This window comes from Streptomyces sp. 2323.1, from assembly GCF_900221035.1.
GTDB classification, from domain to species: domain Bacteria; phylum Actinomycetota; class Actinomycetes; order Streptomycetales; family Streptomycetaceae; genus Streptomyces; species Streptomyces sioyaensis.
In genome coordinates, this window is record NZ_LT907981.1 from 829,144 (window position 1) to 854,770 (window position 25,627).

Below are 25,627 nucleotides of genomic sequence, written 5' to 3' on the forward strand. Positions count from 1 at the left end.
TACTCGGCGCTGTCAGGACTCGACGACGGGCAGCGTCATGAGCCGTCGGAAGGCCACCCGCGGCGCCCAGTCGGGCGTACGGCTCAACTCCAGGGCGGGGAACCGACGGAGCACGCCGGTCAGCAGAGTCGTCGCTTCCAGCCGGGCCAGCGCGGCACCCAGGCAGTAGTGGATGCCGCCGCTGAAGCTGAGGTGACTGGCCTTGCGGCGGACGTCGAAGACCGCGGGATCGACGTGGTGGGCGGGATCGTGGTTGGCGGCGCCGACCATGAGGTGCACCATCTGGTCCTTCTCCACGGGGACGCCCGCGAGAGTGGTGTCCTCGCCCGCGATCCGGCTCACCACATGCGTCGGGGAGTCGTAGCGCAGCACCTCTTCGACGGCCCCCGGTATGTATTCGGGGTACGCACGCAACCACCCCATCTGACGGGGGTGCTCGGCGATCAGCCACACCATGGTGGACAGCAGGTTCGAGGTGGTCTCCAACGCCGCCAGAACCACGAACAGGGCGAGTCGGTAGACGGACTCGTCCGCGGCATCCTGATGTGGTTCGAGTTCGTCCCAGGTCCTTATCCACGACGAGATGGGGTCATCGCCGGGCGCACGGCGGCGTTGCCGCACCAAGGCGATGAAGTATTCCCGCAGATTCCGGGTTGCGGCGTCGGACTGCGCGAGCTGACTCGCCGAAGGCAGCAATTCCTGGGCGAATACCTGATCGTGGGTGAGTGACCGCAGCAGCGGGTAATCCGCGGTCGGCAGACCGAGCCACTCCCCTATCGTCATCACCGGCAATTCTTCGCTGACGAGGGCACTGAAATCGGCCTCACCGTCCTTCAGGCTTTCCGCGAGCCGGTCGAGCAACTCTTCGGTGCTGCGCTCGACCGAATTCTTGATGCCGTCTAAGGACTTACGGTCGAACATATTGCCCACCGACCGTCTTGCCCGCGTGTGGTGCGGCGGATTGAGCCCGGGCAGCGTGCTGGCCATTTGCTGCGAAGACGGGGCCATCCAGCGAGTCGCCGCTCCCTGTCTGGCCCGCCAGTCGCTGTCCGGCACCAGCCATGACCTGTTGCGCAACACGTGATCACACAGTCCGAAAGAGGTCACCAGATGGCCGCCCCAAGGTGCCGGAACAATATCTCCCATCGATCGGAGTTCCGCGTAGTGTGGCAATGGATTCGCTTGGCCGTCCGCTGTGCGCAGGCGAGAAAAAAGCCTTACCACGGAGCGTCGGTCGACGGACGGAACCATGCGCGGGGCAACCATGGCGGATTCCACTGCGAGAACTCCTTCATTCAATGCATCGGGCCAGAATGACCAACCCTGACTACCCCCGCGATTGAACGTCTACGCGCCACCGAAAGCGAAAATCTGTCGCGAACGTCACACCTTCCACCAGGAGAGGAACGAGCTCCACCACTTACCCCGTTGTGACCCGTTCCCGGCCTGTGCAGGGGCTGTTCCTGCCGATTGGCCACCCGTTGCCGAGGAAATGGAGGCAGTCCGCTCGGGGCGTACCGGGGTGAAACGGGCGGGCAGCACGTCCAGCGCCCGGTGGAACGGGCCCGGACGCCAGGTCAGGCTTTCCACGGGCAGGGCCAGATCGATGTCCGGCAGGGTGTTGAGCAGCTTCTCGATGGCCAGGACGGCCACCAGCAGGGCGGGGTCCTTGGCGGGGCAGGCGTGCGGACCCGCACCCCAGGCGAGATGCGCCCGCTTGCTGAACATTTGACGGCCCGTCGAAAGAGTCGGGTCGGTGTTGGCGGCCGCGAAACTGATGACCACGGGATCGCCGGCCGGCAGCTTGGCTCCACCGAGCTCCACGTCACGCACGGGGTAGTGCACGCCGTAGTTGGCTATCGGCGCGCTGTTCCACAGCACATCGTTGATGGCATCGTCGACCAGCAGTCCGGCCGTGTGCTCATCGCCCGCGTACTTCTCATCCGTCAGCAGCAGCCGCAGCGCACTGGCGATGATGTTCTGCGTGGGCTCCGTCCCCGCCGCAATGAGGGTGACGAGCTGATGGACCATCTCCTCGTCGGAGAGCCCGGACGGGTGCGCCATCAGCCATGAGGTGATGTCCTCGCCCGGCGAGCGCCGCTTGAGCGCCACCAGTTCCAGCAGCGCTTCGGTGAGGACCTCGTTCGCCTTCTCGGCGTCCACCCCGTCAAATATGCCGGATATGCCGAAGACCAGGCGGTCCCCGATCTCGGCGGGGCAGCCGAAGAGGTCGTTGAAGACCAGCAGCGGCAGCAACTGGGCGTAGTCGGCGACCAGCTCCACTCGGCCGCGGCTGCTGAACTGGCTGATGAGATACGCGGCGACGCGGTCGACATGACGACTCAGCCGGTGGGTGTCCACCCGGGCCAGACTCGCGGTGACCGACTGGCGCAGCCTCAGGTGCTCGGCGCCGTCGGAGAACAGGCAATTCGGCCGGTACATCATCATCGGCAGCACGGGGCTGTCCAGCGGGACCCGCCCCTCGTTCAGCGCGCGCCAGCGGCGGGAGTCCCGCGCGAAGGTGTCCGGGTTCTGCAGGACGTGGAGCGCGGTGGCGTAGTCCGTGACGAGTTCGGCCTCCACACCGGGAGCCAGCTCGACGGGCGCGCTGGGACCGTACTGCCGCAGCGTCTCGTAGAAGGCTTCCGGCGCGGCCGCGAATTCCGGCCCGTGCAGGGGCACCCTTTCGCCGCCGGCGTGCGCGGGGCAGCCGGGCGGCGGAGTCTGGAATTCCGAGTGAGATTGCATGCCTGAGCTCCTAGTTGACGCGGGACTGTAGATATCGGACGAGCGCGATCAGGGAATCCGCCGAGGAACGCTGGTCCCGTGCGTCACAGTGGACGACGGGCGTCTCAGGGAGAAGGTCCAGCGCCTCCCGGATCTCGTCGAGCGAATGGGAGGGAGTCCCGTCGAACCGGTTCACGGCGATGGCGTACGGGATTCCGTAGTGTTCCACCAGGTCCATGACAGGGAAGGACTCGTCGAGTCGCTGTGGGTCGACCAGGACCAGCGCACCCAGCGCCCCCCGCGTCATGTCTTCCCACACCTGAACGAACCGCTGCTGTCCGGGCGTACCGAACAGATAAAGGACCAGCTTCTCGCTGAGCGTGAGTCGGCCGAAATCCATGGCGACCGTGGTCGTGGTCTTGTCCGGTGCGCCCTTCGGGTCGTCAATTCCGGCGCCCGCCTGGGTCATTACCTCTTCGGTCCGCAGCGGAGGAATCTCGGACATGGTGCCGATGAATGTCGTCTTCCCCACGGCGAAGTGTCCGACCACGAGGATCTTCGCCGCGGTCTGCACTGAATTGCGCAGGTACACGCCGTCATCCAAAGCGAGCTTGGAGCCCATTCAGCACCTCCTCAAGGATTTTCCGGTCGACAAGCTGAGCGCTAGGTATGGGCGCGCGGGAGTAGAGATGGCCCTCCCGCGCGAGATCGGCCACCAGAATCTTGACGACGCCCACCGGCAGCCGGGTGTGCCCGGCTATCTCGGCGACCGAGAGAAAACCTCCCGAACACAGCTCCAGCAGGCGGAGCTTCTCCGGATCGAGAGGTTTCGTCCGAGGCGGCTCCGCATGCACGGTGACCAGGGTGATCAGCGAGAATTCACTGCCGTCAAGAAGATCGCGGCCGTTGGTGATGACGTACGGCCGTACTAATTCTGCTGCTTCGTGTTCCAGCTCCGGCTCGTCGTCAGGTGTCATGACTGGATATCAGCCCTATCGCGCGGCGGGCTGGTCAGTGCCTTGCCGAGCTGCCCGACAAGCTGTTGCATACGGAACGAGATCTCCGCCATGTCGACATCGGGTGAGGCCGAAACGGCGAGATAGGCACCTTCGCCGGCCGATATGAGAAAGACCCAGCCATGGTCGAATTCCACCAGCGTCTGCCGCCATTGCGGCCGGTTGACGGGCGCCCCGCCGTAGCAGAAGTCGGCGACCGTACGGCTCAGCGACTGCATTCCGCTCATCGCGGCGGCGACGGTGTCGGCGTGATCCCGTCCGACGTCCTTCGAGCGGGCCATGAGCAGGCCGTCGGCGGAAACGAGAATGGCATGCTGCGCTTCGGGCAATTCCAGAGCACTGTCAAGCATCCACGACAGATCGTAGTTCACTGAACCTCATGCCCTTCATTGCTTGCATTGGTGGAACGACGGCCGGACTGTGTGCCGCGCTGGAATGCGCCCATGGCGGACGCGGTCCTTGCGCTGTCGCGGGCCGGGGTTTCCGTACTCTCGGTCTGGGTCGGCACGATGGAAATCGCACCGCGTCGGCGACGCTTTGGCAGCCCGCCGGCGGTCGTCTCGTTGATCGGTTGAACGGGCGCCGGCTGCCCCATGGGCGCCGCCCCCGGAGCCGGGTACGCGGGGGCCCGGGGAGCCGGCGCAGCACCGCCGGGGGCCGGGTGACCAGGAGGATGCTCGGGCGGCAACGGGGCGGACGCGGCCACGGCAGGACTCTCCTCGGGCTCGTGCAGAGACGTCAGTAGATCGTCGGGGAGCAGGACGACCGCGCGCACGCCACCGTAGGGAGAGGTGGAATCCACCGACACGGTGAATCCGTATCGGGCGGCGAGCACACCCATGACCGTGAAACCGAACTGCGGCGGATTGCCGAGGCTGGAGACGCTGGCGGAATTCTCGCTCGACAGCAGCTGAGCGGCGCGCGCCTTCTCCTCCTCGTTCATGCCGACACCGGCGTCGTCGACGACGATGCACACGCCCTTGGGCACCGGACGAATATTGATCTCGATCATCGTCTCCGGTGCCGAATAACTGGTGGCATTGTCCAGTAATTCGGCAAGAACCAGCGCAACCGGTTCCACTGCGCGGCTCACGATGGCGAAGTTGCTCTGCGAGCGGATTTCGACGCGCGTGAAGTGGCGGATACGCCCCTTCGCGCTGCGGACCACATCGTAGAGCGAGGCATTGTGCCGCCGCCGGCCGAGCCAGCCGTCGCAGAGGACGGCGATGGACTGGGCGCGCCGCGCAAACTGCGAGTTCATGTGGTCGATGTCGAGCAGATCCTGCAGGATCTTGTGCTCGCCATACGTTTCCTGCAACTTGGAGATCGCCAGCTGCTGTTCGCTCGCCAGGCCCTGCAGGGTCCGCATGGCGGCCTTCAAGGTGGTCTTGGTGGCCTCTTCCGCCCGGTCCTTGGCCTCCTCCACCGCCTCCGTGTAGTGGTGTTCCAGATTGGTGTAGTGCTGCTTGAGTTCAGCCTTTTCTGCTCGAAGCTCCGATATCTTTTTTCTGCCGCGAATAATCGCGGTTGCGGCGACAGGTGTGCCAGCGATCAGTCCCCAGAGCGCTGGATCCTGGAAGTATTGCGTCATAAGACTCTCTTCGGACGACGGAGCCACCAGGTGTCGTGTGCCTGGCTGCGACGGGTCTGCTCACTCGCGGTTCCAGACATACGTGAACGGCCGCGCACAGTCGCCTGCCAGAAAGCCATCAAAGGGCCGGCTAATGGCATAATTCCCCCGGGGTGGCAGTTTTTATAGGCCAATGCGCGGAATTTCTTTCCTGCCTTAGCAGGTGGTCAGCCCGTTGGCAAGTGCGATGATCTTAGCATCACGACAACGACCATCGTCCAACCGCTATCTGAACAGTTACTCATCTGAAGGCGATTCAACAAAGGCTGGGTTTCGGGACATTGGACCCTACCGCCGGGTCCGGTGATGTGCGATCGGCCGCTTCCTGACGCTCCCCTGGCGCGCTGTCCTGCGACGTCGCGAACGCAACGGCGGGAACGATCAGCAGGGCTCAGCGATGCGGGGCGTCGTGGACATAGGTGATCTCGCCGCCGCGGACCCGGACGACGCGGACGGTCATCTCACGGTCGGTCCCGCGCAGGTAGTGGGCCGTGCACCGGGTCCGCGCCCCCTTGACGGCACGCAGATCCCGCACGCAGTCGACCGAGCGCGGCCCCTTGGGGATCACCGGAAGCGAGAGATGCCCCGAGATCGAACGGGCGACCTCGTCGCGCGGGACGGTATCGGTCGCCCCCTTCACCTCGCTGGTCGCATCCCGGTCCCGCAGCCACTGGCTGCCGGCCGTGAGGCTCCCCGCCAGCAGAGCCGTACCGACCAGTGCCAGTCCGACCGCTCGCAGTGTGCGCACGACTCTCCTTCCGCGGGTACACGCCGTCAGCCGGCCGCGGCACGGCCGGATCAGGGACAATTCTGGCCGCTTGCCGGGCGTCGGCAACATGAGTCCCCCGAGGTGCGGCCAGCCAGGCGACAGGAGTCAGGCGGACGGCACGGGGCCCTGCATCCGCTCGCTGATCCAGTGCAGCGATTCGGGCATCCGCTGGATGTAGGTGTGGGCGCTGTGCACACCGTCCGGTATTTCGAAGAGGGTGGAGCGGATCGGTCCGCCGGTGTGGTCCGCGATGAAGCGCTTCACGTCCGGTACCGCCGCCTCCTTGCTGCCGAGCTCGAACGCCAGATAGACGTCCGGGCCCTTCCGCGCGGCCAGTTGCCGCGCCAGGTGGCGTGGGTCGTTGTCCCGCATCTCGTCCGGATGCCCCTGCCACATCGGCGAATCCGGCGCCGTGTCAGGGCCGTTGACGATGGCCGCCTTGAACTTCTGCGGCTCCTTGAGGACGGCCTTGAGGGCTGCGAAGCCACCGGACGAGGAGCCCATGAAGGCCCAGCCGTCACGGCTGTCGTACGTACGGAAGTTGGCCCGGGCGAAGTCCGGCACGTCCTGGGTGAGCCAGCTGCCCATCTTCGGCTGCCCCGGGATGTCGCTGCCGTCGTAGTACTTCGTGCCCGGATTGAGCACCGGCATGACCACGACGAACGGCAGCGTCTTGCCTTGCCGCGACCACTCCGCGATCCGCTCCTCCAGCGAAAAGGTCTCCCCCGCCCAGTAGTTGAACGGATAGCCGTAGGAACCGGGCAGCGCGATCAGCACGGGGAAGCCGCTTCTGGTGTACCGGGGCCGGTGGTACTCGGGCGGCACCCAGGCCCAGATGTCGCCGGTGAAGCCGGACTTGCGGCCGTGCCACGTCGTCCGCACGACCTGGGTGCCGTCGTTCCCGGTCGTACGGAACGGGGTGAAGGAGGAGCGCGGTCCGCTCGGCGGCACCATCCGGGGCCGGCCGTTGTTGGCGTCCGCGGGACGGGCCCGCAGCCTGGGCACGTGGGAGGCGTCGACGAAATCCCGCTCGGTGCCGCAGCCGGCCAGCAGCAGGGCCACCACGCTCACCGCCGCACGGACACGCAGGGACTTCATCGGGACGTTCTCCTTGGCTGCTCGGTCCGGCCGCGGGCACCACGCTGCCACCACGGCACCGGTCGAAGGGCACCACCCTAAGATCGCCCGGAGCCCGCCCGGCGCCGCCCTTGGCCACCGTGACCTGGCAGTCCGCGGTTCTGAGACCTCAAGAGGGCGCCCCGGTACGTCAATTGGGCCGCCCGGCTTTCCCCCGTTCGATAGGCCTTTGGCGTGTTTACCGGACGGTCGGTTCTGGCATCGTGGGTTCCCAGTTCGCAAGGGTGCGGCGCTGTGCCGATGTGGGGGATGACCGATGACCACGTGGGCCGACCGCCGGCCACTGCCCGGCGTAGTGGGACGCGCGGTGGAGCATGAGCAGCTGTCCGGACTGCTGGACAGCGCCCGGCTGGTGACGCTCACCGGCGCCGCGGGGGTCGGCAAGAGCATGCTGGCCCGCGCCGTCCTGGAGGAACACACCGCCCGGTACGACGGCACGGTCCTCCGGGTCGGCTGCTGGGACGGCCCGGCCAGGGGCGGTCCGGCCGAGGCGCTGCTCCACGCGGCCGGACCGGCCTACGCCGCCGGCGAGGACACCGCACGGCCTCCCGCCGACCCCGGCCCCGGGGCACCGCCCGGCGAGGCCCACCGGGCGGATGCCACGACGGACCCCCTCGCGGCGCTCGCCGCCCACTGCCGGCAACGCCGGGCGATCGTGCTGCTGGACGACTGCGACCCCCAACTCGATGCGTGCGCACGGCTCGTCCGGCGGCTGTGGCGGGCCGACCCGGCGCTGCGGATCGTGGCGACCGCGCGGCGCCCGCTGGGGCTGGCCGAGGAGCGGGTCGTGGAGATCGCGCCGCTCCCGGTGACGCTGGGCGAGGGGATCGCCGGACCGGCCGTCGAGCTGCTGGCCGCCCGGACCGGGACCGCAGCGCCGGAACTCCTGGTCGCGGTGTGTCAGTCGCTGGAGGGCTCGCCGCTGGCGATCTCGCTCGCCGCGCAGCAACTGGACCGGATGTCGCTGCCGCAGCTCGCGGCGCAGGTGGGCACGGACGGTCCGCTGTACTACGCGGGGCCGGCGGCGACCGTGCGGCACACCTCGCTCTACGCCGCGCAGGCCGCGGGCTACGCCCTCTGTTCGCCCGTGGACCGGCAGGTGTGGGCGAGGCTGTCGGTGCTGCCCGACGACTTCGACTCCTGGCTCGCCGGATGTGTCTGTGCCAGCAGTGACGTTCCTGCCGCCGCGGTCGAGGGCGCACTGGAACGGCTCCGTACGGCCTCGGTCGTCGAGTGCGTACGGGATGCGGGAGGGGTCCACGAGGACACCGGGGCCGCGCTGCCGCCGCGCTACCGACTCCCCCGTGCCGCCCGCGACTTCGGGCGGACACAGCTGCGCGAGGCGGGCGAGGAGGCCGGGGCGCTCAGGCGGTTCCGGCAGGCGTGTGCGGCGCTCGCGGCCGAGGCCCAGATCGCCTGGCAGGGCCCGGATCAGCAGCTCGCCGTGGGGCTGGTGGAGGACGAACAGGCCAACTTCGACGCAGCGATGACCCGGCCGCCGCAGGACGCGGAGGACGCGCTCGGCGCGCTGGAGATCGCGGTGTCGCTGTGGTTCCACTGGGCGGCCTGCGGCTTCCGCCGTGAGGGGCGGGCGCATCTGGACCGGCTGCTGCTGCTCTCCCCCGACGACACCGCGCTGCGGGCCCGGGCCCTCTGGCTGTCCGGCTATCTGGCGGCGCAGGAGGACTCGCCCGCCGCCGGGGCACTGCTCGACCAGGCATGGACGGCGGCCGTGATGCACGCGGACAGCGACGGGCTGGCCCGGATCGCGCATGCGCACGGGGTGCTGGCGCTGTACCGGGGGGACCTCGCGGGGGCCGTGGCCTGTCTGGAGGAGGCCTCCCGGCACCGTTCCCGGGATCCGTGGTTCGGCCCGGGGCCCGCCCACAGCGGGGCGCTGCTCGCCATCGCCCTGTCGTCGCTCGATGCCCGGCGGGCGAGGACGGCGGCCCACCGGGCCTGGGAGGCCCGGCACTCCGACGGCGATTTCTGGCTCTACTCGACGGTCCTGTACGCACTGGCCATGACCGAACGCGCCCACGGGGAACCGGCGGCGGCCCTGCGGGCCTGCCGCAAGGCTCTGGCGGCCAAGAAGCTCGTCGGTGATCCGCTGTCCATCGCGGGGGCCCGTACGCTGCTGGCCGGACTGCGGCACCAACTGCGCGGCGGGGCCTCGCCGCCGGACCGGGACGGGCAGGAGCCGTGGTGGCAGCGCGGCGGCTCCGGCGTACGGTCACGGCTGTTCTTCTCACGGCTGCGGGCGCGGTCCTGAGCGGCAGGGGCGTACGGCGCACGACGGGCCCGACGTGGGCACGCTGTGTGACGCGCCGGCCACGTTCGGGATGCGGGGGCGGCGGCCCGGTCGCATGCTGAGGGTATGAAGCGTGCCCCCGTGATCGTGCATCCGCCCTGTACAGGCGGGCGTCGTGTGACGCTCTACGGACAGGATCTGGGCCGCGCCCTGCGCCCCGGCGATGTGGCCGCGATACTGCGCCGGGCCGGTTTCGGCACCGCGAAGTTCGTCTGGGACGACACCGGCGTCTTCGAATGGCGCGACGGCGGACCGGACGTCTGGCTGATGCCCTGACCCGCCACCGCTGCGGCACCGACGGGACAGCTCAAGCGAGTTGGGCCACCGAAGTGTCCGGCCGCGTCGGCGGTCAGTCGGCCGTGGCGGCGACCGGGCTCTCCTTCGCCTCGCGGGCGGCGGCCGCCTTCTTCACCCGGCGCTTCATGACGAGGAACGAGCCGATGCCGAACAGCACCGCGGCACCCAGGCCCCAATACGAGAAGCGCTTGAGCCAGGGCTCAGCGACGATTCCCACGCTGTAGATCAGTGCGGTCGTACCGCCGGCCCAGAGGATGCCGCCGAGGACGTTGGCGATCAGGAACTTCCAGTACGGCATCCGCAGGACGCCGGCGAGCGGGCCGGCGAAGATGCGCAGCAGCGCGATGAAGCGGCCGAAGAAGACCGCCCACATTCCCCACTTGTCGAACTTCGCCTCGGCCATGGCGACATGGTCGGGGCCGAAGTGCTTGGGGAACTTCCGGCCGGCCCAGTGCAACAGCGGCTGGCCGCCCTTGCGTCCGATCAGATAGCCGGCGGAGTCACCGAGGATCGCGCCGATGGACGCGCAGGCGCCCAGCACGAACGGGTTGATGTGATCCTGGGTCGCCGCGAGGATCGATGCGCTGACGAGGACGATCTCACCGGGCAGCGGAATGCCGAGGCTCTCCAGTCCGATGACCACCCCCACCAGGAGGTAGACGCTCACGGCCGGTACGGTCTCGAGCCACTCCTGGATGTGCAAAGCCGGTTCCTCCGCTGGTGTAGGGCCCCCGTGGGCCGTGGCCCGATGCCCCTGACACCGTGACCGCTCGATCCCCTGACACGCCTGGGCGCGCCCCCGGAAGCGTACTCGATCGGGTCACCCTGGGGCCGATTCGTCCCGCGGTGGGCGGCATCCTCCGCCCGGCCCGATCCGGCGCGAGATGCCCGCCCCGGTACGACGACGGCCCGCCGTGCGGTGACACGGCGGGCCATGGGGGAACGCAGCTGTGAAGCGATTCACCCGGTGAAGCGGCTCACTTGTTGGGGCGCAGGGTCCACACGATGCTCATCTCGCCGGTCACCGCGCCGTCCTCGCGGGTGAGGGCGATGTTCACCGGGAATTCCGGGCGCCCGCCGGCGTCGAGCTCGGCGACCACCTCGGCGACCGGGCGGCTCAGCTCCGCGGTGGCGGTGACCGGTCCCATGGCGAGCTTCTTGTAGCCGATCTCGGCGCGCACCGCCAGCGGCACCGCGCGGCCGAGCTGGTCACCGAAGGCGGTCATCACGATCGCACCGCTCGCGGATTCGGCGAGGGTGAACATCGCGCCGGCGTGCGGGCCGCCGACGTGGTTGTGGAAGTCGGACTGGTCGGGCATGCGGACCACGGCACGCTCGGCGGTGGTCTCGGTGAACTCGAGGTTCAGCGTGCGGACCATCGGCACGGAGGCCGCCATCATTTCGCCGATCGACGGCAGGGTCTCGGAGGACATGGGCGACATGTTACCTAGCAGTAGCTTAGGTGTGAAGGGCCCGCGCGGTCCGGGCGTCCCGCCCGGCGACAATTCGGGTGCGGCCGGCTCCCCGCCCGGTCTAGCGTGAGCGCCCATGTGGCCAGGACAACAACACTGCGCGGACGCATGGGTGAGGTACCCGGCACCGGGCGGGCACCGGGCGCCGGCCTTCCCGCGCCGCATGCCGTCCACCGCCGAACCCGCCCCCGGCATCCGGCCTTGGTAAGAGCACGTCCCGCGTGGGCTGGACGCAACTATCTGCTGCTCACCGGCGCCACGGTGATCGCGAACCTCGGCAACTCCGGCGCACTGATCGCGACCGCCTTCGCGGTGCTCGCCGCCGGCGGCACCACCACGGACGTCGGCCTGGTCGCGGCCGCCCGTACGGTCCCGCTGGTCGTCTTCCTGCTGATCGGCGGCGCGGTCGCCGACCGGCTACCCCGGCATCGTGTGATGGTCGCCGCGAACGCCCTCAACTGCGTCTCCCAGGGCGTGTTCGCGCTGCTCGTCCTGACCGGGGAGCCGCGGCTGTGGCAGATGGCGCTGCTGGCCGCCCTCGGCGGCACCGGGCAGGCGTTCTTCGAGCCGGCCTCCGAGGGCATGATGCTCGCCAGCGTCTCCGGCGATCAGGCGGGGCGCGCCTTCGCCGTGTTCCGGATGGGTGTGAACGGCGCGACCATCGGCGGTGCGGCGCTCGGCGGCGCCCTGGTCGCCGCGGTCGGCCCCGGCTGGGTGCTGGCCGTCGACGCCGCCTCGTTCGCGCTCGCGGCGGCACTGCGGGCCTTCCTCGACGTCAGCGGAGTTCCCCGGCGGGCCGCCGGCGGCGGGATACTGCACGATCTGCGGGAGGGCTGGCGGGAGGTCGTCTCCCGGCCCTGGCTGTGGGCCGTGGTCCTGCAGTTCTCCCTCGTCAACGCGGTGGTCGCGGCCGCCGAGGCGGTCTACGGGCCGCTGGTCGCCGCACAGTATCTGGGCGGCCCCGAACCCTGGGGGCTGGCGCTGGCCGCCTTCGGTGCGGGTACCGCGGGCGGCGCCCTGGTGATGACCCGGCTCAAACCGCACCGCCTCCTGCTGACCGGTTCGCTGTGTGTCTTCCCCCTCGCCCTCCCGTCCGCCGCGCTCGCCGTGCCGCTCCCCACGGCCGGGCTCACCGTGATCATGTTCGGCACCGGGGTCGCGATCGAGATCTTCGCGGTGACCTGGATGATGGCGCTGCACCAGGAGATCCCCGAGGACAAGTTCTCCCGGGTCTCGGCCTACGACTGGCTGGGGTCCGTGGCCATGGTCCCGGTGGCCACCGCGCTGGCCGGCCCCGTACAGGACCTCATCGGCAGGCGGGCCGCGCTGTGGGGCGCTTCGGCGCTGATCGTGCTGCTGACGGCGGGAGTGCTGTGCATTCCCGGCGTACGGCAGCTGACACGGCGCCCGAAAACGGAGCCCGTGGCCGGGCGGACGGACTCCCGTGCGGCCGGTGCGCCGGCCCCGCAGACGTCGGGGACGCCGTGAGGCCCGGCCGGCCGCTCAGCCGACGCTGAACGCGCCGCCCGGCGGCACCGGGGACGCCACCGCCTCGGCATCGCCTACGGGTGCCGCGTCCGCGATCAGCCGCCGCACCGCCGAACCGTGCTCGACCCGGGCCGGGAACACATCACCGGCCGCCCGCCGGGCCAGCGCGGCGAGGGGGAGCGGCGCGCGCGAGGCGAGCAGCACGGCGTTGCCGAAGCGGCGGCCGCGCAGCACCGAGGGCTCCGCGATCAGCGCCAGATGCTCGAAGACCGTGGCGAAATTGGCGAGTTGGCCGCGCAGAAAGCCGAACGGCGCACTGTCCGCGAGGTTCGCGGCGTAGCAGCCGTCCGCGCGCAGCACCCGGGCGGCGGCCCGCGCATACTCGACCGAGGTGAGCTGCGCCGGCACCCGCGAGCCGCCGAAGACATCCGCCACGATCACATCGGCGCTGTCCTCCGGCGCCGCCTCCAGCGCCGTACGGGCGTCGTCGGCATGCAGCGTGATGCCGCAGTTGCCGGGCAGCGGCAGATGCTCCGCCACCAGGGCGAGCAGTGCGCGGTCGGCCTCGACGACGTCCTGACGGGAGTGCGGCCGGCTGGCGGCAAGATAGCGGGGCAGGGTCAGCGCCCCGCCCCCCAGGTGCAGCACGTCCAGCGGCTCCCCCGGGGCGGCCGCCTCGTCCAGGACGAATGCCAGCCGGCGCACATACTCGAATTCCAGATGCAGCGGGTCATCGAGGTCCACGTACGACTGCGGTGCACCGTCCACCGTGAGCAGCCAGGCCCGGGGACGGTCGACGTCCGGCAGCAACTTGGCGGTGCCGCAGTCCACGGTCCGGGTGACGGGTATCGGGTCGGGTGCTTCGTCCACCGTCCCATTGTGCCGGTGCGGACCGGGGCGCTCCGGCCGGGCGGTCAGTCCGGCCAGACCTGCCGGATCTCCGCCACATGGGAGACGGCCTGCCGGCGCCCGGCGCGGGCCGCGTCCGCGCGCCTGGTGGGGTCCAGGACATTGCGGCCGAACGCCGACCTGGCCGCGCGGTCAGGAGTGATCACGCACACCCGGGCGCCCTCGCGCGCCAGTTGCGCGCCCTGCGCCCGCGGCCCGGCGATCGGCCCGCCGGAGGCCGCCATCGGCGCGACGATCACCACCCGGTCACAGCCGGCGGCCAGATCCGCGTTGGCGCTGGAGTGCACCCCGCCGTCGATCCACCGCGTGCCGTCGATGGTGACCGGCGGATAGACGCCGGGGACCGCGCAGCTGGCGCCCACCGCGTCGAGCAGCCGCACACCGCTGGTGTGGTCGAAGGCGGTCCGCTCCCCCGTGGCCGCGTTCACCGCCGTGATCATCAGCCGCCGGGCCGGCCAGTCGGCCAGGTCCAGGGTCCGGGCGATCACCGAGCGCTGGGCCTCCTCGGGGACGGTACGGGCCGCGAGGGCCAGCTTCCCCATCCGTACGCCGAAGGACACGGTGTCCCGGGAGCGCAGCGCGATGGTCGCGAACCGGGCGAGGGCGGCCGGGCCCATCCGCTCCGCCGAGCGGGACTGGGGCACGACGAGCTGGCGCGCGTACATCTCCTCCAGGGGGAGCTGCCGGGAGGTGAGATGGGCGCCGACGATCGATCCCGCGGAGGTGCCGATGACGACGTCGGCGTCGGCGAGACCGATGCCCGCCTCGGCGAGACCGGCCAGCACACCGATCTCCCAGCCGATTCCGGTGAGCCCTCCACCGCCCAGGACCAGCGCCGTTCCCGCCATCAGGTCACCCTCGTCATCCGTGTGTGCGCAGCCATTCCCTTTCGGGCGTGCAGTGTCGCACTCCGCGTGCCCCCGGGACAGGGGCGGCTGTGCCCGGCACCCGTGACGGTGCCGGACACAGCCGCTGACCTGCGCTGCCTCACTCCTCGACGGTGCGCACCGTCCCCGCGCCGATGGTCCGGCCGCCCTCCCGGACGGCGAAGCCCAGGCCCGTCTCCAGCGGCACCTCACGACCCAGTTCGACGGAGACCGTCACCGTCTCGCCGGGGCGGGCGAGGCCCCGCTCGCCGAGGTCGAGGTCGCCGACCACGTCCGCGGTGCGGAGGTAGAACTGCGGCCGGTAGCCGGTGGACAGCGGCGTACGGCGGCCGCCCTCCTCGGTGGAGAGCACATAGAGGTCGGCGGTGAAACGGCGCCGCGGGGTGACGCTGCCGGGCGCGGCGACCACGTGCCCGCGGCGCACCTGGTCGCGGTGGAGTCCGCGCAGCAGCAGGGCGACGTTGTCCCCGGCCTCGGCGGACGCCATGGGCTTGCCGAACGTCTCCAGCCCGGTGACGGTCGTCTCGGTTCCCGCGCCGAGCACCGTCACCCGGTCGCCGACCCGCACCGTGCCGCGCTCGACGGCTCCGGTGACGACCGTGCCGCGCCCGGTGATGGACAGGACGTTCTCCACCGGCAGCAGGAACGGCGCGTCCACATACCGCTCGGGCATCGGGACACAGGCGTCCACGGCGTCCAGCAGCGCATCGATCGCCGCCGTCCAGCGCGGGTCGCCCTCCAGGGCACGCAGCCCCGAGACCCGTACGACGGGCACGTGCTCCCCGTCGTAGCCGTGCGCGCTCAGCAGTTCGCGCACCTCCAGCTCCACCAGGTCGGTGAGCTCCGGGTCCCCGGCGTCGGCCTTGTTGAGGGCCACCACGAGGTGCTGGACGCCCACTTGCTTGGCGAGCAGCACATGTTCGGCGGTCTGCGGCATGATCCCGTCGAGCGCGGAGACGACGAGGATCGCCCCGTCGAGCTGCGCCGCGCCGGTGACCATGTTCTTGATGAAGTCGGCGTGGCCGGGCATGTCGACATGGGCGTAGTGCCGGGTGCCGGTCTCGTACTCGACGTGCGAGATGTTGATGGTGATACCGCGGGCGGCCTCCTCCGGGGCCCGGTCGATGCGGTCGAACGGTACGAACGTGCCGCTCCCCCGGTCGCTGAGAACCTTGGTGATGGCCGCGGTCAGCGTGGTCTTGCCGTGGTCGACATGGCCCATGGTGCCGATGTTCAGGTGCGGCTTGGTGCGCACGTATGCCGTCTTGGGCATGGTGTTCTTCCTCGCAACAATGCGGTGAGGACGGCGACTTGGCGCCGTGGGGACCCCTGGGACCGGCCGACCCTCCCCTTGCGGGGTCCGCCGGACGATCCGGAGAGGGTCAGCTTCGTGCGCCGTCGGCCGCCACGGCCGCTGCGACGGCGGCGGTGGCGGAGGCGTCATCCGCTGCGGCGACGGCCGCGAGGAATGCGAGGGCAGCCTTCGGCTCGTCCGCGACTGCGGACGGGAGCAGGAGGAAGGCGTGCCGGATCATGCGTCCTATGGTGCCGGGCGCCCGCACCGGCGTCGAACGAATTAACCGTCGGTGCCACGGCCGGGTTTGGACACGACGGGACACCCTGCATCCGTCGGAGCCACGGCCGGGCTCGGGGCCGCCACCCTGAGCCGGTCTCCGTCCGGTCCTGAAACGCGCAGGCCACAGGGCGGGATGCCCGCTCCCTCTCACCCGGTCGGTTACGCTCCCGAGGTGCTCCCACCCGCTGCCACGCCCGACGGCCTCGCCGCGCGCTGCACGCGTGTGCTGCTCTCCCCATGGTCCCGGCTGGGTTTGCTGCTCGCCCTGTTGGCGGGGGCCGCGGCCGCCGTGCTGCTCTGGCGGCCGCAGCAGTTGCTGACCGGCGACTGGGCCGCGCAGCTGTCCGGCCCGACCGCCCTGGTGGACTTCGCGCTGGCATACGGCGTGTGCACCGCCGCTTTCGTCCCGCGCCCGGTACTCAACCTCGCGGCAGGTGCCCTCTTCGGCTGCCGGGCCGGCCTGGCCGCCGCGCTCGTCGGTACGGTGCTGGGCGCCGGTCTGTCCTTCGGGCTCGGCCGACTGCTCGGGCAGGACGCCCTGCGCCCGTTGTTGCGCAACCGCTGGCTGACCGCCGCCGACCGGCAGTTGAGCGAGCACGGCTTCCGCTCGATGCTGGCGATCCGGCTGTTCCCCGGCCTGCCGTTCTCGGCCACCAACTACTGCGCCGCGGTCTCCCGTACGGGCTGGTCCCCGTACCTCCTCGCGACGGCTCTCGGCAGCATCCCGAACACCGCGGCCTACGCCCTCGCCGGCGCACGCGCCTCGACGCCCACCTCACCGGCGTTCCTCCTCGCCATGGGCTTCCTCGCCGTCACCGCGCTGGGGGCGCTGGTGGTGGCGTGGTGCAAACGCAAGGCACTGCGCGGAAGCTGACCGCGGACCGGGCCGAGGGCGCACGCCGCGCGAGCCGCCATCCGGAAGGTGCGCCAGGTCCAGGGCCCTTTGGCCATCCGGACATCTTCGGACGTTACGCTGCCCCCGATCGGCGATGATCCACATCCGCCGCCACTGTCCGCTTTTTCACATCTGGCGCAGGTCAGCGCCTGATCACCCTTGGATAGCGTATTTTCCATGACTTGGTTTGAATCATTCGTGCTCGGACTCGTCCAAGGGTTGACCGAGTTTCTTCCCATCTCGTCCAGCGCCCATCTGCGGCTGACCGCGGCGTTCGCCGGCTGGCACGACCCCGGCGCGGCGTTCACCGCCATCACCCAGATCGGCACCGAAGCGGCCGTCATCATCTACTTCCGCAAGGACATCGGACGGATCATCTCGACCTGGGCCCGCTCCCTTTTCCAGCGTGAGCTGCGGCACGAGCACGACGCCCAGATGGGCTGGCTGGTCATCGTCGGCTCCATACCGATCGGCGTCCTGGGCATCACGCTCAAGGACGCCGTCGAGGGCCCGTTCCGCGATCTGCGGCTGATCGCCACCACCCTCATCGTGATGGGTGTGGTCCTGGGCATCGCCGACCGACTGGCCGCCCGCGACGAGACCGGCGGCCGGCACCGCGCCGCCAAACAGCGCAAGACCCTCACCGACCTCAGCGTCAAGGACGGTCTGCTGTACGGCGCCTGCCAGGCCATGGCCCTCGTCCCGGGCGTCTCCCGCTCCGGCGCGACGATCAGCGGCGGCCTGCTGATGGGCTACACCCGCGAATCCGCGGCCCGTTACTCCTTCCTGCTCGCCATTCCGGCCGTACTGGCCTCCGGCGTCTTCGAGCTCAAGGATGCCGGCGAGGGACATGTCGCCTGGGGCCCCACCCTCTTCGCCACGGTCATCGCCTTCGTCGTCGGCTACGCCGTGATCGCCTGGTTCATGAAGTTCATCTCCCACAAGAGCTTCATGCCGTTCGTGATCTACCGCATCCTGCTGGGGATAGCCCTGTTCGCCCTGGTCGCGGCCGGGGTGCTGACGCCGCATGCGGGGGAAACGGCGGGGTGAGGCCGTCGCGTTCCTGAGCCGGACAGGCGGCGCGCACACGGCGTCCCCGAGCCGCGCGGCGCACGCCTCTACCGGGCGGCTACTTGATGCCCTGCACACGCGCGTTGGCCAGGAGCGCCTTCAGACCGTTGAGGTCGTAGCCGGTCAGCTTGCCGGCGTCGGCGGCGGTCCGGTACCCGCCGTTGGGTTCGCACATGATCGGCTTGTTGCCGTAGGGCGTGGCGACGCACTCGAACTTCTCCACGACGCCGTCCTTGTCCATGTCGTAGTTCGGATGGTCGAGACCGAGCGCGTGCAGCGTCTCGTGGACGACGGTGTTCCGCACGATGGACGCGGCGATCCGGTACGAGCCGTCGAAGTACTCGCTGTCGATCGCCGCGATGCCGCCTATGCCGACCCCCTTCGCCGGATGGGGGCAGGGCATGCCCTGCGAATAACCGGGCTTGCGGAGGGGCCGGTACATCTCAGTGATCTGAACGTGGCCGACGGGCCCGCACTTCGCGGGGTCCACGGTCTCGACGCCGCCAATGGCGAGCCGCACACCGGCGGCCTTGGCCTGGGCGACGGCGGCCGTCAGGTAAGGCGTGTAGCGGGCCTTCATGGCAGCCGTGGCGAAGGTCACCGTGTACGAGCGGGACGGACTGAGGCTGGTGACGCCGAGCCGGGTCGTCAGATTCCACCCGGTGCCCTTCGTGGTGATCGTCGGCACCCGGCCGGAGGCCATGGTGAGCGTGCACACCATGCACACAGCGGCCACCGCGAGAGTCTTACGCATGAGGTTCCTCCCTCTGCACTTGTCGGGGGAAGTGATGCCCTTTCACACATCAGACTCATGAGCCACACAAATGGTTACATTGCCAACGACGTTGTCCATGTCAGGAGTTGAGGGCAGACGCGGCGCCCTCATCGTGCGGACGCCGGGCCAGTTCAGCGGCCGTCAGCGATAGCCGGTGTCGTCGGCCGTCAGGCCCCGGTCCTGGACCTCGACGACGTAGCGCCAGCAGTCCGGCCGGGTGCCGTCGGTGTCGGTGAATCCGTAGAGGGGGGCGAGGTGCCCGCTGGAGACGCCCTGACCGGTCCAGCGGGCGACGTCCGGGTCCGCGGCGAGCGCGACGACCGCCCGCGCAACATAGGTGGGGGATTCGGCGATGCAGAAATGCGGCACCCGGGCGGTCGCCTCCCGCCAGTTGTCCTCGGTCACGCCGAAGGCCTCCAGCATCTTCTCCGAGCGCAGCCAGCCGGGGGTGACGGCCACGGCCGCGCCGCCGTACGGGGCGGGTTCATGGCTCAGGGCCAGCGTCATCCGCTGTACGGCGGCCTTCACCCGGCGTGTGCCCCGCCACCCCTGACACGGCCGGTGACGGCCTGCTAGGCGGCGTACGTACGTGTCACAAACTCATCGGGTGGTCAGGAACTGAGGTGGTATTGGGCCCAGGGCTGATGGGACGCCACGGAATCCTCGTGCGAGGGCGCGAGGGTTCCCCACGGGGCGAGGGTGTTGTCCCATTCGGAAGCGAGGGCGGCCATGTTGTCCGGGACGGACTCCGCGGTCGGCATCGTGCCCGTGTGCCAGGCGGATGCCATCGGGTGCGCCGAGTGCGCGGAATTCCAGGCGGCCGTCTGCTGTGCCGGAATGGTGTATTCGGTTTCATGGACCTCGCCGGGGCCGCGCCGATGGCGTCCCGCATGGGTCTCGACCGGCCCCGGATAAAACCGCCCCTGGGCGGAGAGCTGTTGGGCCCGGGTCACCAAGCGGGTGAGATCCAGCCCGAATTCGGCGGCGAGTTCGCGCAAATCCACCCCGGTCTGCCAACTGCCGATGAGCACCGCATCCATCGCCGGCGACCAGCTCTGTTCCGCTGCCCCCGGGCCGCCGCTGTCGCGGGCCGGGCCGGTGGGGCGCGTTCCGGCAGAGGAGTTCTGGTGGGGATATTCCGCAGCTGCCTCGGGCGCCGGCGGGGTCTCCTCGGACTCCCGCGGTGCCGCGGCAGGGGTCGCGGCCGCCAGCAGTTCTTCGGCGACGGCGCGGGCGTCGTCCTTGCCCACCGTACGCCGGGCGACGCGCACTTCCCGCTCGTTCAAGCCGAACAGACCGGCCACCGCGCCGGCGCTGCCCACCGTCACGGCAAACGCCGCCAGCACCCGTGACCGGTCGGCCTGCGCCTCGTCAAGTCTGGCCTGCGCCTCACGCACACGCTCGTCGCCCAGACAAAACGCCTCTGCCAGTACGGCGTTGCGGTCCCACAACTCTCTAGGATCCATACTTATTCAACGCCTCGCGCGCGCTGGTGTCCCGATCTGGCTAAATAAAACACCCCAAAGCACCCATCGAACCACCAGATGAAAATCACCTCGGGCGCGCGGCTCCGGGCCGCTCCCCGCCTCTCCTGATCTCATATGCCCTGGCCACGCGGTTGCGCTTCAGACGCCAGGTGGATTGTCAGTGCCGTGCGTTACTGTCTCGATCAGTCGCATTTCCATATGTCCGTGTGTTCATGGGGGGGCCATGACTCGTATTTCCCGTACTTCGTTCCGCGTCGTGGGGGCGTTGCTGACCGGCGCCGTGCTGTGCGGCACGGCGGCATGCTCGGCGTCCCCAGGGCCGTCCGCGCACCACTCCGCGCCGGAGGGCTTCCACGCCGCGCCGGTCGCCGCGGTGCAGAAGGCCGTCAACAAGGGCGCCAAGCTCAACTCCGCGTCGTATCGCCTCTCCGGCAGCATCCCGGGCCAGGGCACCGTCGAGGGCAAGGTGTCGTTCAGTCTCCGCCCGCGGGCCGTCGATATGCGGATGCAGGCCGCCAAGGGCAAGCAGGAGCACGAGTTCTCGGTGCGGCTCGTCGGGGACTCGGTCTATCTCGGCGGGGGCTCGTCCGCGGCCGCCGAGATGGACGGCAAGCACTGGATCAAGTTCGCCATGAAGGGCAAGGGGGCCGGCGGCTTCGGGGGAATGCAGCGGCAGGCCGACCAGGACCCGGCGGCGCAGGCGTCGTTGCTTCCGCAGTCCGATGACGTCAAGAAGGTCGGCGAGGAGACCGTCGACGGCGTGCGGACGACGCACTATGCGGGCGCGGTGGAGGTGGCGGATCTGCTCACCAAGCGGGCGCCCAAGAGCGGGCTGGACGCCGCGCGCCGCAAGAAGGTGGTGGAGCAGTACCGGCAGCTCGGGGTGCGCAAGCTGCACCTCGACATGTGGATCGGTCCCGATGACCGGACCGTGAAGTTCCGGGAGCGTGCGCAGACGGCCCAGGGCCCGCTGGACCTGACCATACGGTTCTCCGACGTCAACAAGCCGGTCACGGTCCAGGCGCCGCCGGCTTCGGACACGGTGGATCTGGAGCAGAAGCTGAAGGAGGGCGGCATACTGCCGCACGCCTCCTGACGGACACCTCAGTGCGGCATGGGCTCATCGAGGTGCGGCAGGCCGATCGGGTTGGGGAAGGGGAGCACCTCCGCAGCCAGGATGCGGCGGACCACGGGTTCCAGCGCGTGCAGCATCGCCTCGGTCTGCGCCTCGGGCAGCGAGTGCAGCAGCCGGCCGGCCAGCCGGTCGGTGGCTGCCTCGATCCGCTCCCGTTCCGTCCTGCCGTGTTCGGTCGCGTCGCCGCGGGCGTCCACGAGGTCACGGGCCCGCAGCCGGTCCGCCGCGGCGGCCCACTCCTCCTCGCTCCAGCCGCGGTCCTGCCGCATGGTGTCCCCGGGGACGCGACCGGCCGCGGCGGCCAGGACCAGGGCCTCGCATCCGTCGAGTCCCTCGTCGGCGAGTACGGCAAGGTGCGCATCGCCTCTGAACTCTCTTACGGCGGTGACCAGTTGCCACAGGCGCTCGACGGGATCGGCGTGGTCGCACAGCGCGCGGTTGGCGGCGAACAGCGGACGTGCGGTGCCCGGTGCCTCGTCGACGATCGCCTGGAGCGGGGGCAGCAGCTCGGCGGCGCGGCGCTCCAGTTCGGGGTCGATTCCGCGCAGCGCCCGGGCCGCACGACTGCCACGCTCGTCGAGGACATGAGCCGGGCTGACGACGCTCCAGGCCGCGGGCAGCGCCCGGGCGACCATCCCCGGCGCGAAGACCCCGAGGACGGCGGTGGCCGCGGCGGGTTCCAGGGCTCCCATGGGAGCCGTGCGGGCCGCGAAATACCCCATCCAGAAGCCCTTGAGGCCCAGGTCCTTGCCCATGTCGCGGCAGTGGTCGTCGAAGTAGCAGACCGCATGCAGCGGCTCGGTCAGCAGCCAAAGCGATCGTGCGTGCAGCTCCATGCCCGGCACGCTACCGCTGCCGGAGGTCCGACGCACCGCATGCGCCGCCCGCGACACCCCCGTCGGACGAGCCCGGCCCGGGAGTGGCGGCCGGGCGGGATGACGCACCCGCCCCGTAGAGAGGATCAGCAGCCATGACCACCCACGCCCAGATCATCGATCTCGCCCTGGACCGGATAGTGACGGGCTATGTCTTCCCCCAGCGCGCCGTGGAGGTCGACCAGGCGATCCGCGCCCGGCTGGCATCCGGTGCGTACGACGCGCTGAGCGGTGCCGCGTTCTGCGCGGCGGTGACCGCGCATCTGCAAGAGGTCTGCCCGGACAAGCACCTCAGGCTGCTGTGGCAGGACGAGCCCCGGGTCACCGAGTCAGCCCAGGAGGACGCGGGCCGGGCGGCATTCCTCGCGCTGATGCGGGCCGAGAATCACGGCATCCGCCGCTGCGAGCAGCTCGACGGCAATATCGGCTTTCTGGACGTCCGGTGGATGGCCGACGCCGGGGAAGGCGCCCGCGCGATCGGTGCGGCCATGGAGCTGGTCGCGCACACCCGGGCCCTCGTTCTCGATCTGCGGGAGTGCCGGGGTGGCTCGCCCGCGGGCGCCGCGATGTGGTGCAGCTACTTCTTCCCCGACGATCAGGTGCACCTCAATGACTTCTACGAGCGCTCCACCGACTCCACCCGGCAGTACTGGACCCTCTCGCACCTGCCCGCGCCGCGCTATCTCTACCGTCCGGTGTACGTCCTCACCAGCGCGACCACCTTCTCGGGCGGGGAGGACGTGGCGTACACCCTGCAGGCGTACGAACGCGCGGAGGTGATCGGGGAGACGACCCGCGGCGGGGCGCACCCCACCGAGCGGTATCCGGTGACGGAGCACATCACGGTCACCGTGCCCACGGCCCGGACCACCAATGCCGTCACGGGCACCAACTGGGAGGGCGTGGGTGTGCAGCCGGATCGTGACGTACCGGCCGATACGGCATTCGAGGTGGCGTATAAGGAGGCGCTGGGGCGGCCGGCGTAGTCCCTGATCCGCGGGACATCACACGGGTAGGGGTGGCCCTGGGCAAGAGGCCGGGGCCGGTCCGGTGGAGGGGCGGAGCCCGGCGAGGCCCGGCGGCCGGCGGAGGCCCGCCGCCCGGTGGAGGCCCGCCGCCCGGTGGAAGCTCGGCACCGATGTGGGGTCGGCGGCCGGTGGCGTTCCGTCGTCAGCCGTCGGTGCGGCCACCCGCTCCGAAACCGGACTGCCAGGCCCACAGATGGGTGCAGTTGGGGCACTGCAGATGCAGCACACTGCCCTTGTTCGACAGGAGGTAGCGCCAGTGGTCGTCACAGGTGCGGCCGTCGAGGCAGCTGCCGCAGTCCTGGTGGTCCTGGCAGCCGGGGCACGGCACCCAGGCCCGGCGGCCGATATCGGCGGTGGGGTCGAGCGGCAGCATGCTCAGGCCCGTCCGGGGGCCGGCAGCACCCCCGCGGAGACCAGCATGTCGTAGGTGGCCTGCTGTTCCGCGTCCAGGTCCGAGTAGAGGAGCCGGTAGGCGTCGGCCTCGCCCTCCATCACCGCGAGGGGGTCCCAGGTGTCACCCAGCGCCGCGACGACTTCGGTGCGCCGCCGGGCCTCGTGTGCGGTGAGGTCGAACTCGACTATCTGGTGGTCCGAGGTGTTGCGGTCGATCATGGTGCGCGTCCCATGCCACTTGCGGATGATTCGGACGTGTTTATCAAGCGGGGCGGCACTGAGGAAGCGTCAGCCGGAGCGCACCCTGAAATCGTCCGGAATGCGGAATGGTCGGTGGCGCAGCGTGAAGCAAGGAGCACGCAGAGGCATGGGGCCGCCCCCGCAGAGTGGCCTCAGTGCCCGTCCGGCCGCCCGGCACGCGCCGACCCGGCGGGCGGCGACCCGGCAGGCGGCGACCCGGCGGGCAGGCGTCGGACCGCGACCGCGGCGGCATCGTCGCCCAGCCGGCCGTTGGTGTGCGCCAGCAGATCCGCGCGCAGCAGCCGCAGGACCTGCCGCGGACTGCGGCCGCTCCAGGCGCCCGCGCGCTCGGCCAGCGGGTAGAACTCCCCCTCGCCGTCGCGGGCTTCGGTCACCCCGTCCGTGTAGAGCAGCAGCACATCACCGGCCTCGAAGGGGAACGTCTCGACTTCGTAGCCGGGGGCGCCGGCCAGGCCGCCGAGCCCGATCGGGAGCGCGGTCCGCTCCGAGTGCAGGGTGAGGGCCCGTCCGTCGCGCAGCAGCAACGCGGGCGGGTGGCCGCAATTGATGGTGCGCAGCACGGGCCAGTGGTCGGGGGCGTCCAGCAGCAGGACGGTCGCGAAGGTCTCGTCGGTGTCGAGGTCCGGGCCGCCGGCGGGCTCGGGAAGGGGGTCCACGGCGGCGGGGGCGGAGCGGGCGTGCGGGTCGGCGGCGTCACCGGCCGCCGGTGCGGCATCCGCCGCGTTGCCCCACTGGCTGCTGTCCCAGCGCACGGCGCCGTCGAGGTGAATGGCCAGCTTGGGCAGGGTGGCCTGACGGTGGGCGGCGGCCCGGAAGGCGCCGAGGAGGAGGGCCGCGTGGCTGTAGGCGGGCAGCCCCTTGCCTCGGACGTCGCCGATGATCAGCCGCGTACTGCTGGTGGTGCGCGCCGCCGCGAACAGATCGCCGCCCATCTCCGCCTCCTCCTCGGCCGCCAGGTAGAAGGAGGCGATCTCCAGGGGGCCACTACGGGCGGGCAGCGGTCTGAGCAGCACCTGCTGGGCAACGGCGGCCACCGAGCGGCTCTTCGTGAGCCGCCGCTCGCCGCGGTCCCGGGCGACGGTGAAGACCACGACCAGCGCGGAGACGACGATCAGCGCGGCGATCTGGGTTTCGAGATTCTCGGTGAACAGCACGTTTCGCGCGATACCGATGAACACCTGGGCGGCCACCGCCAGCGCACCGATCGCCGCCGTCAGCCCGGGCCCGGCGAAGGCCGCGGTGAGCGTGGGTGCCGCCACCAGCAGCGGCCCGAGGTGGATGTCGGGCGGCGCGAGGACATCGATCGCGCAGACCGCCACGATGAGCCCGATCGGGATCAGCACCAGGACGTGGCTGAGTTCCCATCGTCCCTGTAGCTGCGGCAGCCGTTGGAAGGGCATGCCTCATGTTTGCACCCGGGAGAGCTAAATGCCCGGATAGTCCCTTCGGGGCGCCCCCCGGAGGCCCCTCGGCCCGACCCCTTCAGCC

General features: G+C 70.3%; 27 protein-coding genes and 1 pseudogene. 7 read left to right on the forward strand and 21 right to left on the reverse strand.

The window, feature by feature from the left end:
* Window positions 1–12: 12 nt before the first annotated feature.
* The 8 genes from CPH93_RS02880 to CPH93_RS02915 form a co-directional block, all read right to left on the reverse strand.
* On the reverse strand, window positions 13–1,251 hold the full coding sequence (locus CPH93_RS02880) for a cytochrome P450 (protein WP_173909946.1): 1,239 nt from the start codon (window positions 1,249–1,251) through the stop codon (window positions 13–15).
* Window positions 1,252–1,383: 132 nt separating this feature from the next.
* A complete protein-coding gene (locus tag CPH93_RS02885; RefSeq protein ID WP_093487507.1) occupies window positions 1,384–2,748 on the reverse strand; it encodes a cytochrome P450 in 1,365 nt (454 codons plus the stop codon).
* 10 nt (window positions 2,749–2,758) lie between these two features.
* Window positions 2,759–3,349 (reverse strand): GTP-binding protein, encoded by a 591-nt coding sequence (locus CPH93_RS02890; RefSeq protein ID WP_093487505.1) that lies wholly within the window; start codon window positions 3,347–3,349, stop codon window positions 2,759–2,761.
* Complete coding sequence (locus tag CPH93_RS02895; protein ID WP_006601658.1) at window positions 3,324–3,704, reverse strand: DUF742 domain-containing protein; 381 nt, start codon at window positions 3,702–3,704, stop codon at window positions 3,324–3,326. The genes CPH93_RS02890 and CPH93_RS02895 overlap by 26 nt, the downstream gene beginning before the upstream one ends.
* The gene (locus tag CPH93_RS02900) at window positions 3,701–4,114 is read right to left on the reverse strand and encodes a roadblock/LC7 domain-containing protein (protein ID WP_096211833.1); all 414 of its coding nucleotides are present in this window, start codon (window positions 4,112–4,114) and stop codon (window positions 3,701–3,703) included. Before CPH93_RS02900 ends, CPH93_RS02895 begins: the two co-directional genes overlap by 4 nt.
* Window positions 4,111–5,334 carry an ATP-binding protein gene (locus CPH93_RS02905; RefSeq protein ID WP_093487503.1) on the reverse strand — a complete coding sequence of 408 codons (1,224 nt, stop codon included), beginning with the start codon at window positions 5,332–5,334 and terminating at the stop codon, window positions 4,111–4,113. Before CPH93_RS02905 ends, CPH93_RS02900 begins: the two co-directional genes overlap by 4 nt.
* A 430-nt stretch (window positions 5,335–5,764) precedes the next feature.
* The gene (locus CPH93_RS02910; RefSeq protein WP_093487501.1) at window positions 5,765–6,121 is read right to left on the reverse strand and encodes a DUF4333 domain-containing protein; all 357 of its coding nucleotides are present in this window, start codon (window positions 6,119–6,121) and stop codon (window positions 5,765–5,767) included.
* 126 nt (window positions 6,122–6,247) lie between these two features.
* Entirely contained in the window at window positions 6,248–7,240 is a 993-nt protein-coding gene (locus tag CPH93_RS02915) for an alpha/beta hydrolase (protein ID WP_096211834.1), read from the reverse strand.
* A 295-nt stretch (window positions 7,241–7,535) separates the two neighbouring features.
* Here CPH93_RS02915 and CPH93_RS02920 point away from each other — a divergent pair, with 295 nt between their 5' ends.
* Both CPH93_RS02920 and CPH93_RS02925 read left to right on the forward strand, forming a co-directional pair.
* Window positions 7,536–9,551: an ATP-binding protein gene (locus CPH93_RS02920; protein WP_096211835.1), complete on the forward strand. Its 2,016-nt coding sequence runs from the start codon at window positions 7,536–7,538 to the stop codon at window positions 9,549–9,551.
* A 105-nt stretch (window positions 9,552–9,656) separates the two neighbouring features.
* Complete coding sequence (locus CPH93_RS02925) at window positions 9,657–9,866, forward strand: hypothetical protein (RefSeq protein WP_040897791.1); 210 nt, start codon at window positions 9,657–9,659, stop codon at window positions 9,864–9,866.
* 73 nt (window positions 9,867–9,939) lie between these two features.
* Here CPH93_RS02925 and CPH93_RS02930 read toward each other — a convergent pair whose 3' ends face one another.
* Both CPH93_RS02930 and CPH93_RS02935 read right to left on the reverse strand, forming a co-directional pair.
* Window positions 9,940–10,590, reverse strand: a complete 651-nt coding sequence (locus CPH93_RS02930; RefSeq protein WP_093487495.1) for a DedA family protein — start codon at window positions 10,588–10,590, stop codon at window positions 9,940–9,942.
* 274 nt (window positions 10,591–10,864) lie between these two features.
* Entirely contained in the window at window positions 10,865–11,320 is a 456-nt protein-coding gene (locus CPH93_RS02935) for a DUF4442 domain-containing protein (RefSeq protein WP_096211836.1), read from the reverse strand.
* Between the two features lie 147 nt (window positions 11,321–11,467).
* On the opposite strand from CPH93_RS02935, the gene CPH93_RS02940 reads away from it, so the two are divergent.
* A complete protein-coding gene (locus CPH93_RS02940; RefSeq protein ID WP_093487493.1) occupies window positions 11,468–12,847 on the forward strand; it encodes an MFS transporter in 1,380 nt (459 codons plus the stop codon).
* A 15-nt stretch (window positions 12,848–12,862) separates the two neighbouring features.
* On the opposite strand, the gene CPH93_RS02945 is transcribed toward CPH93_RS02940, so the two are convergent.
* The 4 genes from CPH93_RS02945 to CPH93_RS36100 form a co-directional block, all read right to left on the reverse strand.
* Entirely contained in the window at window positions 12,863–13,717 is an 855-nt protein-coding gene (locus CPH93_RS02945) for a spermidine synthase (protein ID WP_096211837.1), read from the reverse strand.
* 44 nt (window positions 13,718–13,761) lie between these two features.
* Window positions 13,762–14,604, reverse strand: coding sequence for a patatin-like phospholipase family protein (locus CPH93_RS02950; protein ID WP_093487489.1), 843 nt, complete (start codon window positions 14,602–14,604; stop codon window positions 13,762–13,764).
* 139 nt (window positions 14,605–14,743) lie between these two features.
* Window positions 14,744–15,916 carry an elongation factor Tu gene (tuf, locus tag CPH93_RS02955; RefSeq protein WP_093487487.1) on the reverse strand — a complete coding sequence of 391 codons (1,173 nt, stop codon included), beginning with the start codon at window positions 15,914–15,916 and terminating at the stop codon, window positions 14,744–14,746.
* 109 nt (window positions 15,917–16,025) lie between these two features.
* Window positions 16,026–16,178, reverse strand: coding sequence for a hypothetical protein (locus tag CPH93_RS36100; protein ID WP_173909704.1), 153 nt, complete (start codon window positions 16,176–16,178; stop codon window positions 16,026–16,028).
* Between the two features lie 174 nt (window positions 16,179–16,352).
* Between CPH93_RS36100 and CPH93_RS02960 the strand changes: the two genes are divergently transcribed.
* The gene (locus CPH93_RS02960; RefSeq protein WP_096211838.1) at window positions 16,353–17,093 is read left to right on the forward strand and encodes a TVP38/TMEM64 family protein; all 741 of its coding nucleotides are present in this window, start codon (window positions 16,353–16,355) and stop codon (window positions 17,091–17,093) included.
* Window positions 17,094–17,291: 198 nt separating this feature from the next.
* Window positions 17,292–18,164, forward strand: a complete 873-nt coding sequence (locus CPH93_RS02965; RefSeq protein WP_096211839.1) for an undecaprenyl-diphosphate phosphatase — start codon at window positions 17,292–17,294, stop codon at window positions 18,162–18,164.
* 79 nt (window positions 18,165–18,243) lie between these two features.
* On the opposite strand, the gene CPH93_RS02970 is transcribed toward CPH93_RS02965, so the two are convergent.
* The 3 genes and pseudogenes from CPH93_RS02970 to CPH93_RS02980 form a co-directional block, all read right to left on the reverse strand.
* Window positions 18,244–18,939: a hypothetical protein gene (locus CPH93_RS02970; RefSeq protein WP_096211840.1), complete on the reverse strand. Its 696-nt coding sequence runs from the start codon at window positions 18,937–18,939 to the stop codon at window positions 18,244–18,246.
* Window positions 18,940–19,101: 162 nt separating this feature from the next.
* Window positions 19,102–19,485, reverse strand: a pseudogene (locus CPH93_RS02975) (short-chain dehydrogenase); the annotation flags it as partial.
* An 86-nt stretch (window positions 19,486–19,571) separates the two neighbouring features.
* The gene (locus CPH93_RS02980; RefSeq protein ID WP_231977153.1) at window positions 19,572–20,426 is read right to left on the reverse strand and encodes a hypothetical protein; all 855 of its coding nucleotides are present in this window, start codon (window positions 20,424–20,426) and stop codon (window positions 19,572–19,574) included.
* Between the two features lie 244 nt (window positions 20,427–20,670).
* Here CPH93_RS02980 and CPH93_RS02985 point away from each other — a divergent pair, with 244 nt between their 5' ends.
* Entirely contained in the window at window positions 20,671–21,543 is an 873-nt protein-coding gene (locus CPH93_RS02985; RefSeq protein WP_231977154.1) for a hypothetical protein, read from the forward strand.
* Window positions 21,544–21,551: 8 nt separating this feature from the next.
* Here the strand turns inward: CPH93_RS02985 and CPH93_RS02990 are convergent, their stop codons facing one another.
* The gene (locus tag CPH93_RS02990; protein ID WP_096211841.1) at window positions 21,552–22,418 is read right to left on the reverse strand and encodes an SCO6745 family protein; all 867 of its coding nucleotides are present in this window, start codon (window positions 22,416–22,418) and stop codon (window positions 21,552–21,554) included.
* A gap of 134 nt (window positions 22,419–22,552) precedes the next feature.
* On the opposite strand from CPH93_RS02990, the gene CPH93_RS02995 reads away from it, so the two are divergent.
* Window positions 22,553–23,443: a S41 family peptidase gene (locus CPH93_RS02995; protein WP_096211842.1), complete on the forward strand. Its 891-nt coding sequence runs from the start codon at window positions 22,553–22,555 to the stop codon at window positions 23,441–23,443.
* A gap of 184 nt (window positions 23,444–23,627) precedes the next feature.
* Here CPH93_RS02995 and CPH93_RS03000 read toward each other — a convergent pair whose 3' ends face one another.
* From CPH93_RS03000 to CPH93_RS03010, 3 genes are all read right to left on the reverse strand, one after another.
* Entirely contained in the window at window positions 23,628–23,858 is a 231-nt protein-coding gene (locus CPH93_RS03000) for a hypothetical protein (RefSeq protein ID WP_093487473.1), read from the reverse strand.
* 2 nt (window positions 23,859–23,860) lie between these two features.
* Window positions 23,861–24,097 (reverse strand): DUF6400 family protein, encoded by a 237-nt coding sequence (locus CPH93_RS03005; RefSeq protein WP_173909705.1) that lies wholly within the window; start codon window positions 24,095–24,097, stop codon window positions 23,861–23,863.
* 173 nt (window positions 24,098–24,270) lie between these two features.
* Window positions 24,271–25,539, reverse strand: a complete 1,269-nt coding sequence (locus tag CPH93_RS03010) for a PP2C family protein-serine/threonine phosphatase (RefSeq protein WP_231977155.1) — start codon at window positions 25,537–25,539, stop codon at window positions 24,271–24,273.
* Window positions 25,540–25,627 lie beyond the last annotated feature (88 nt).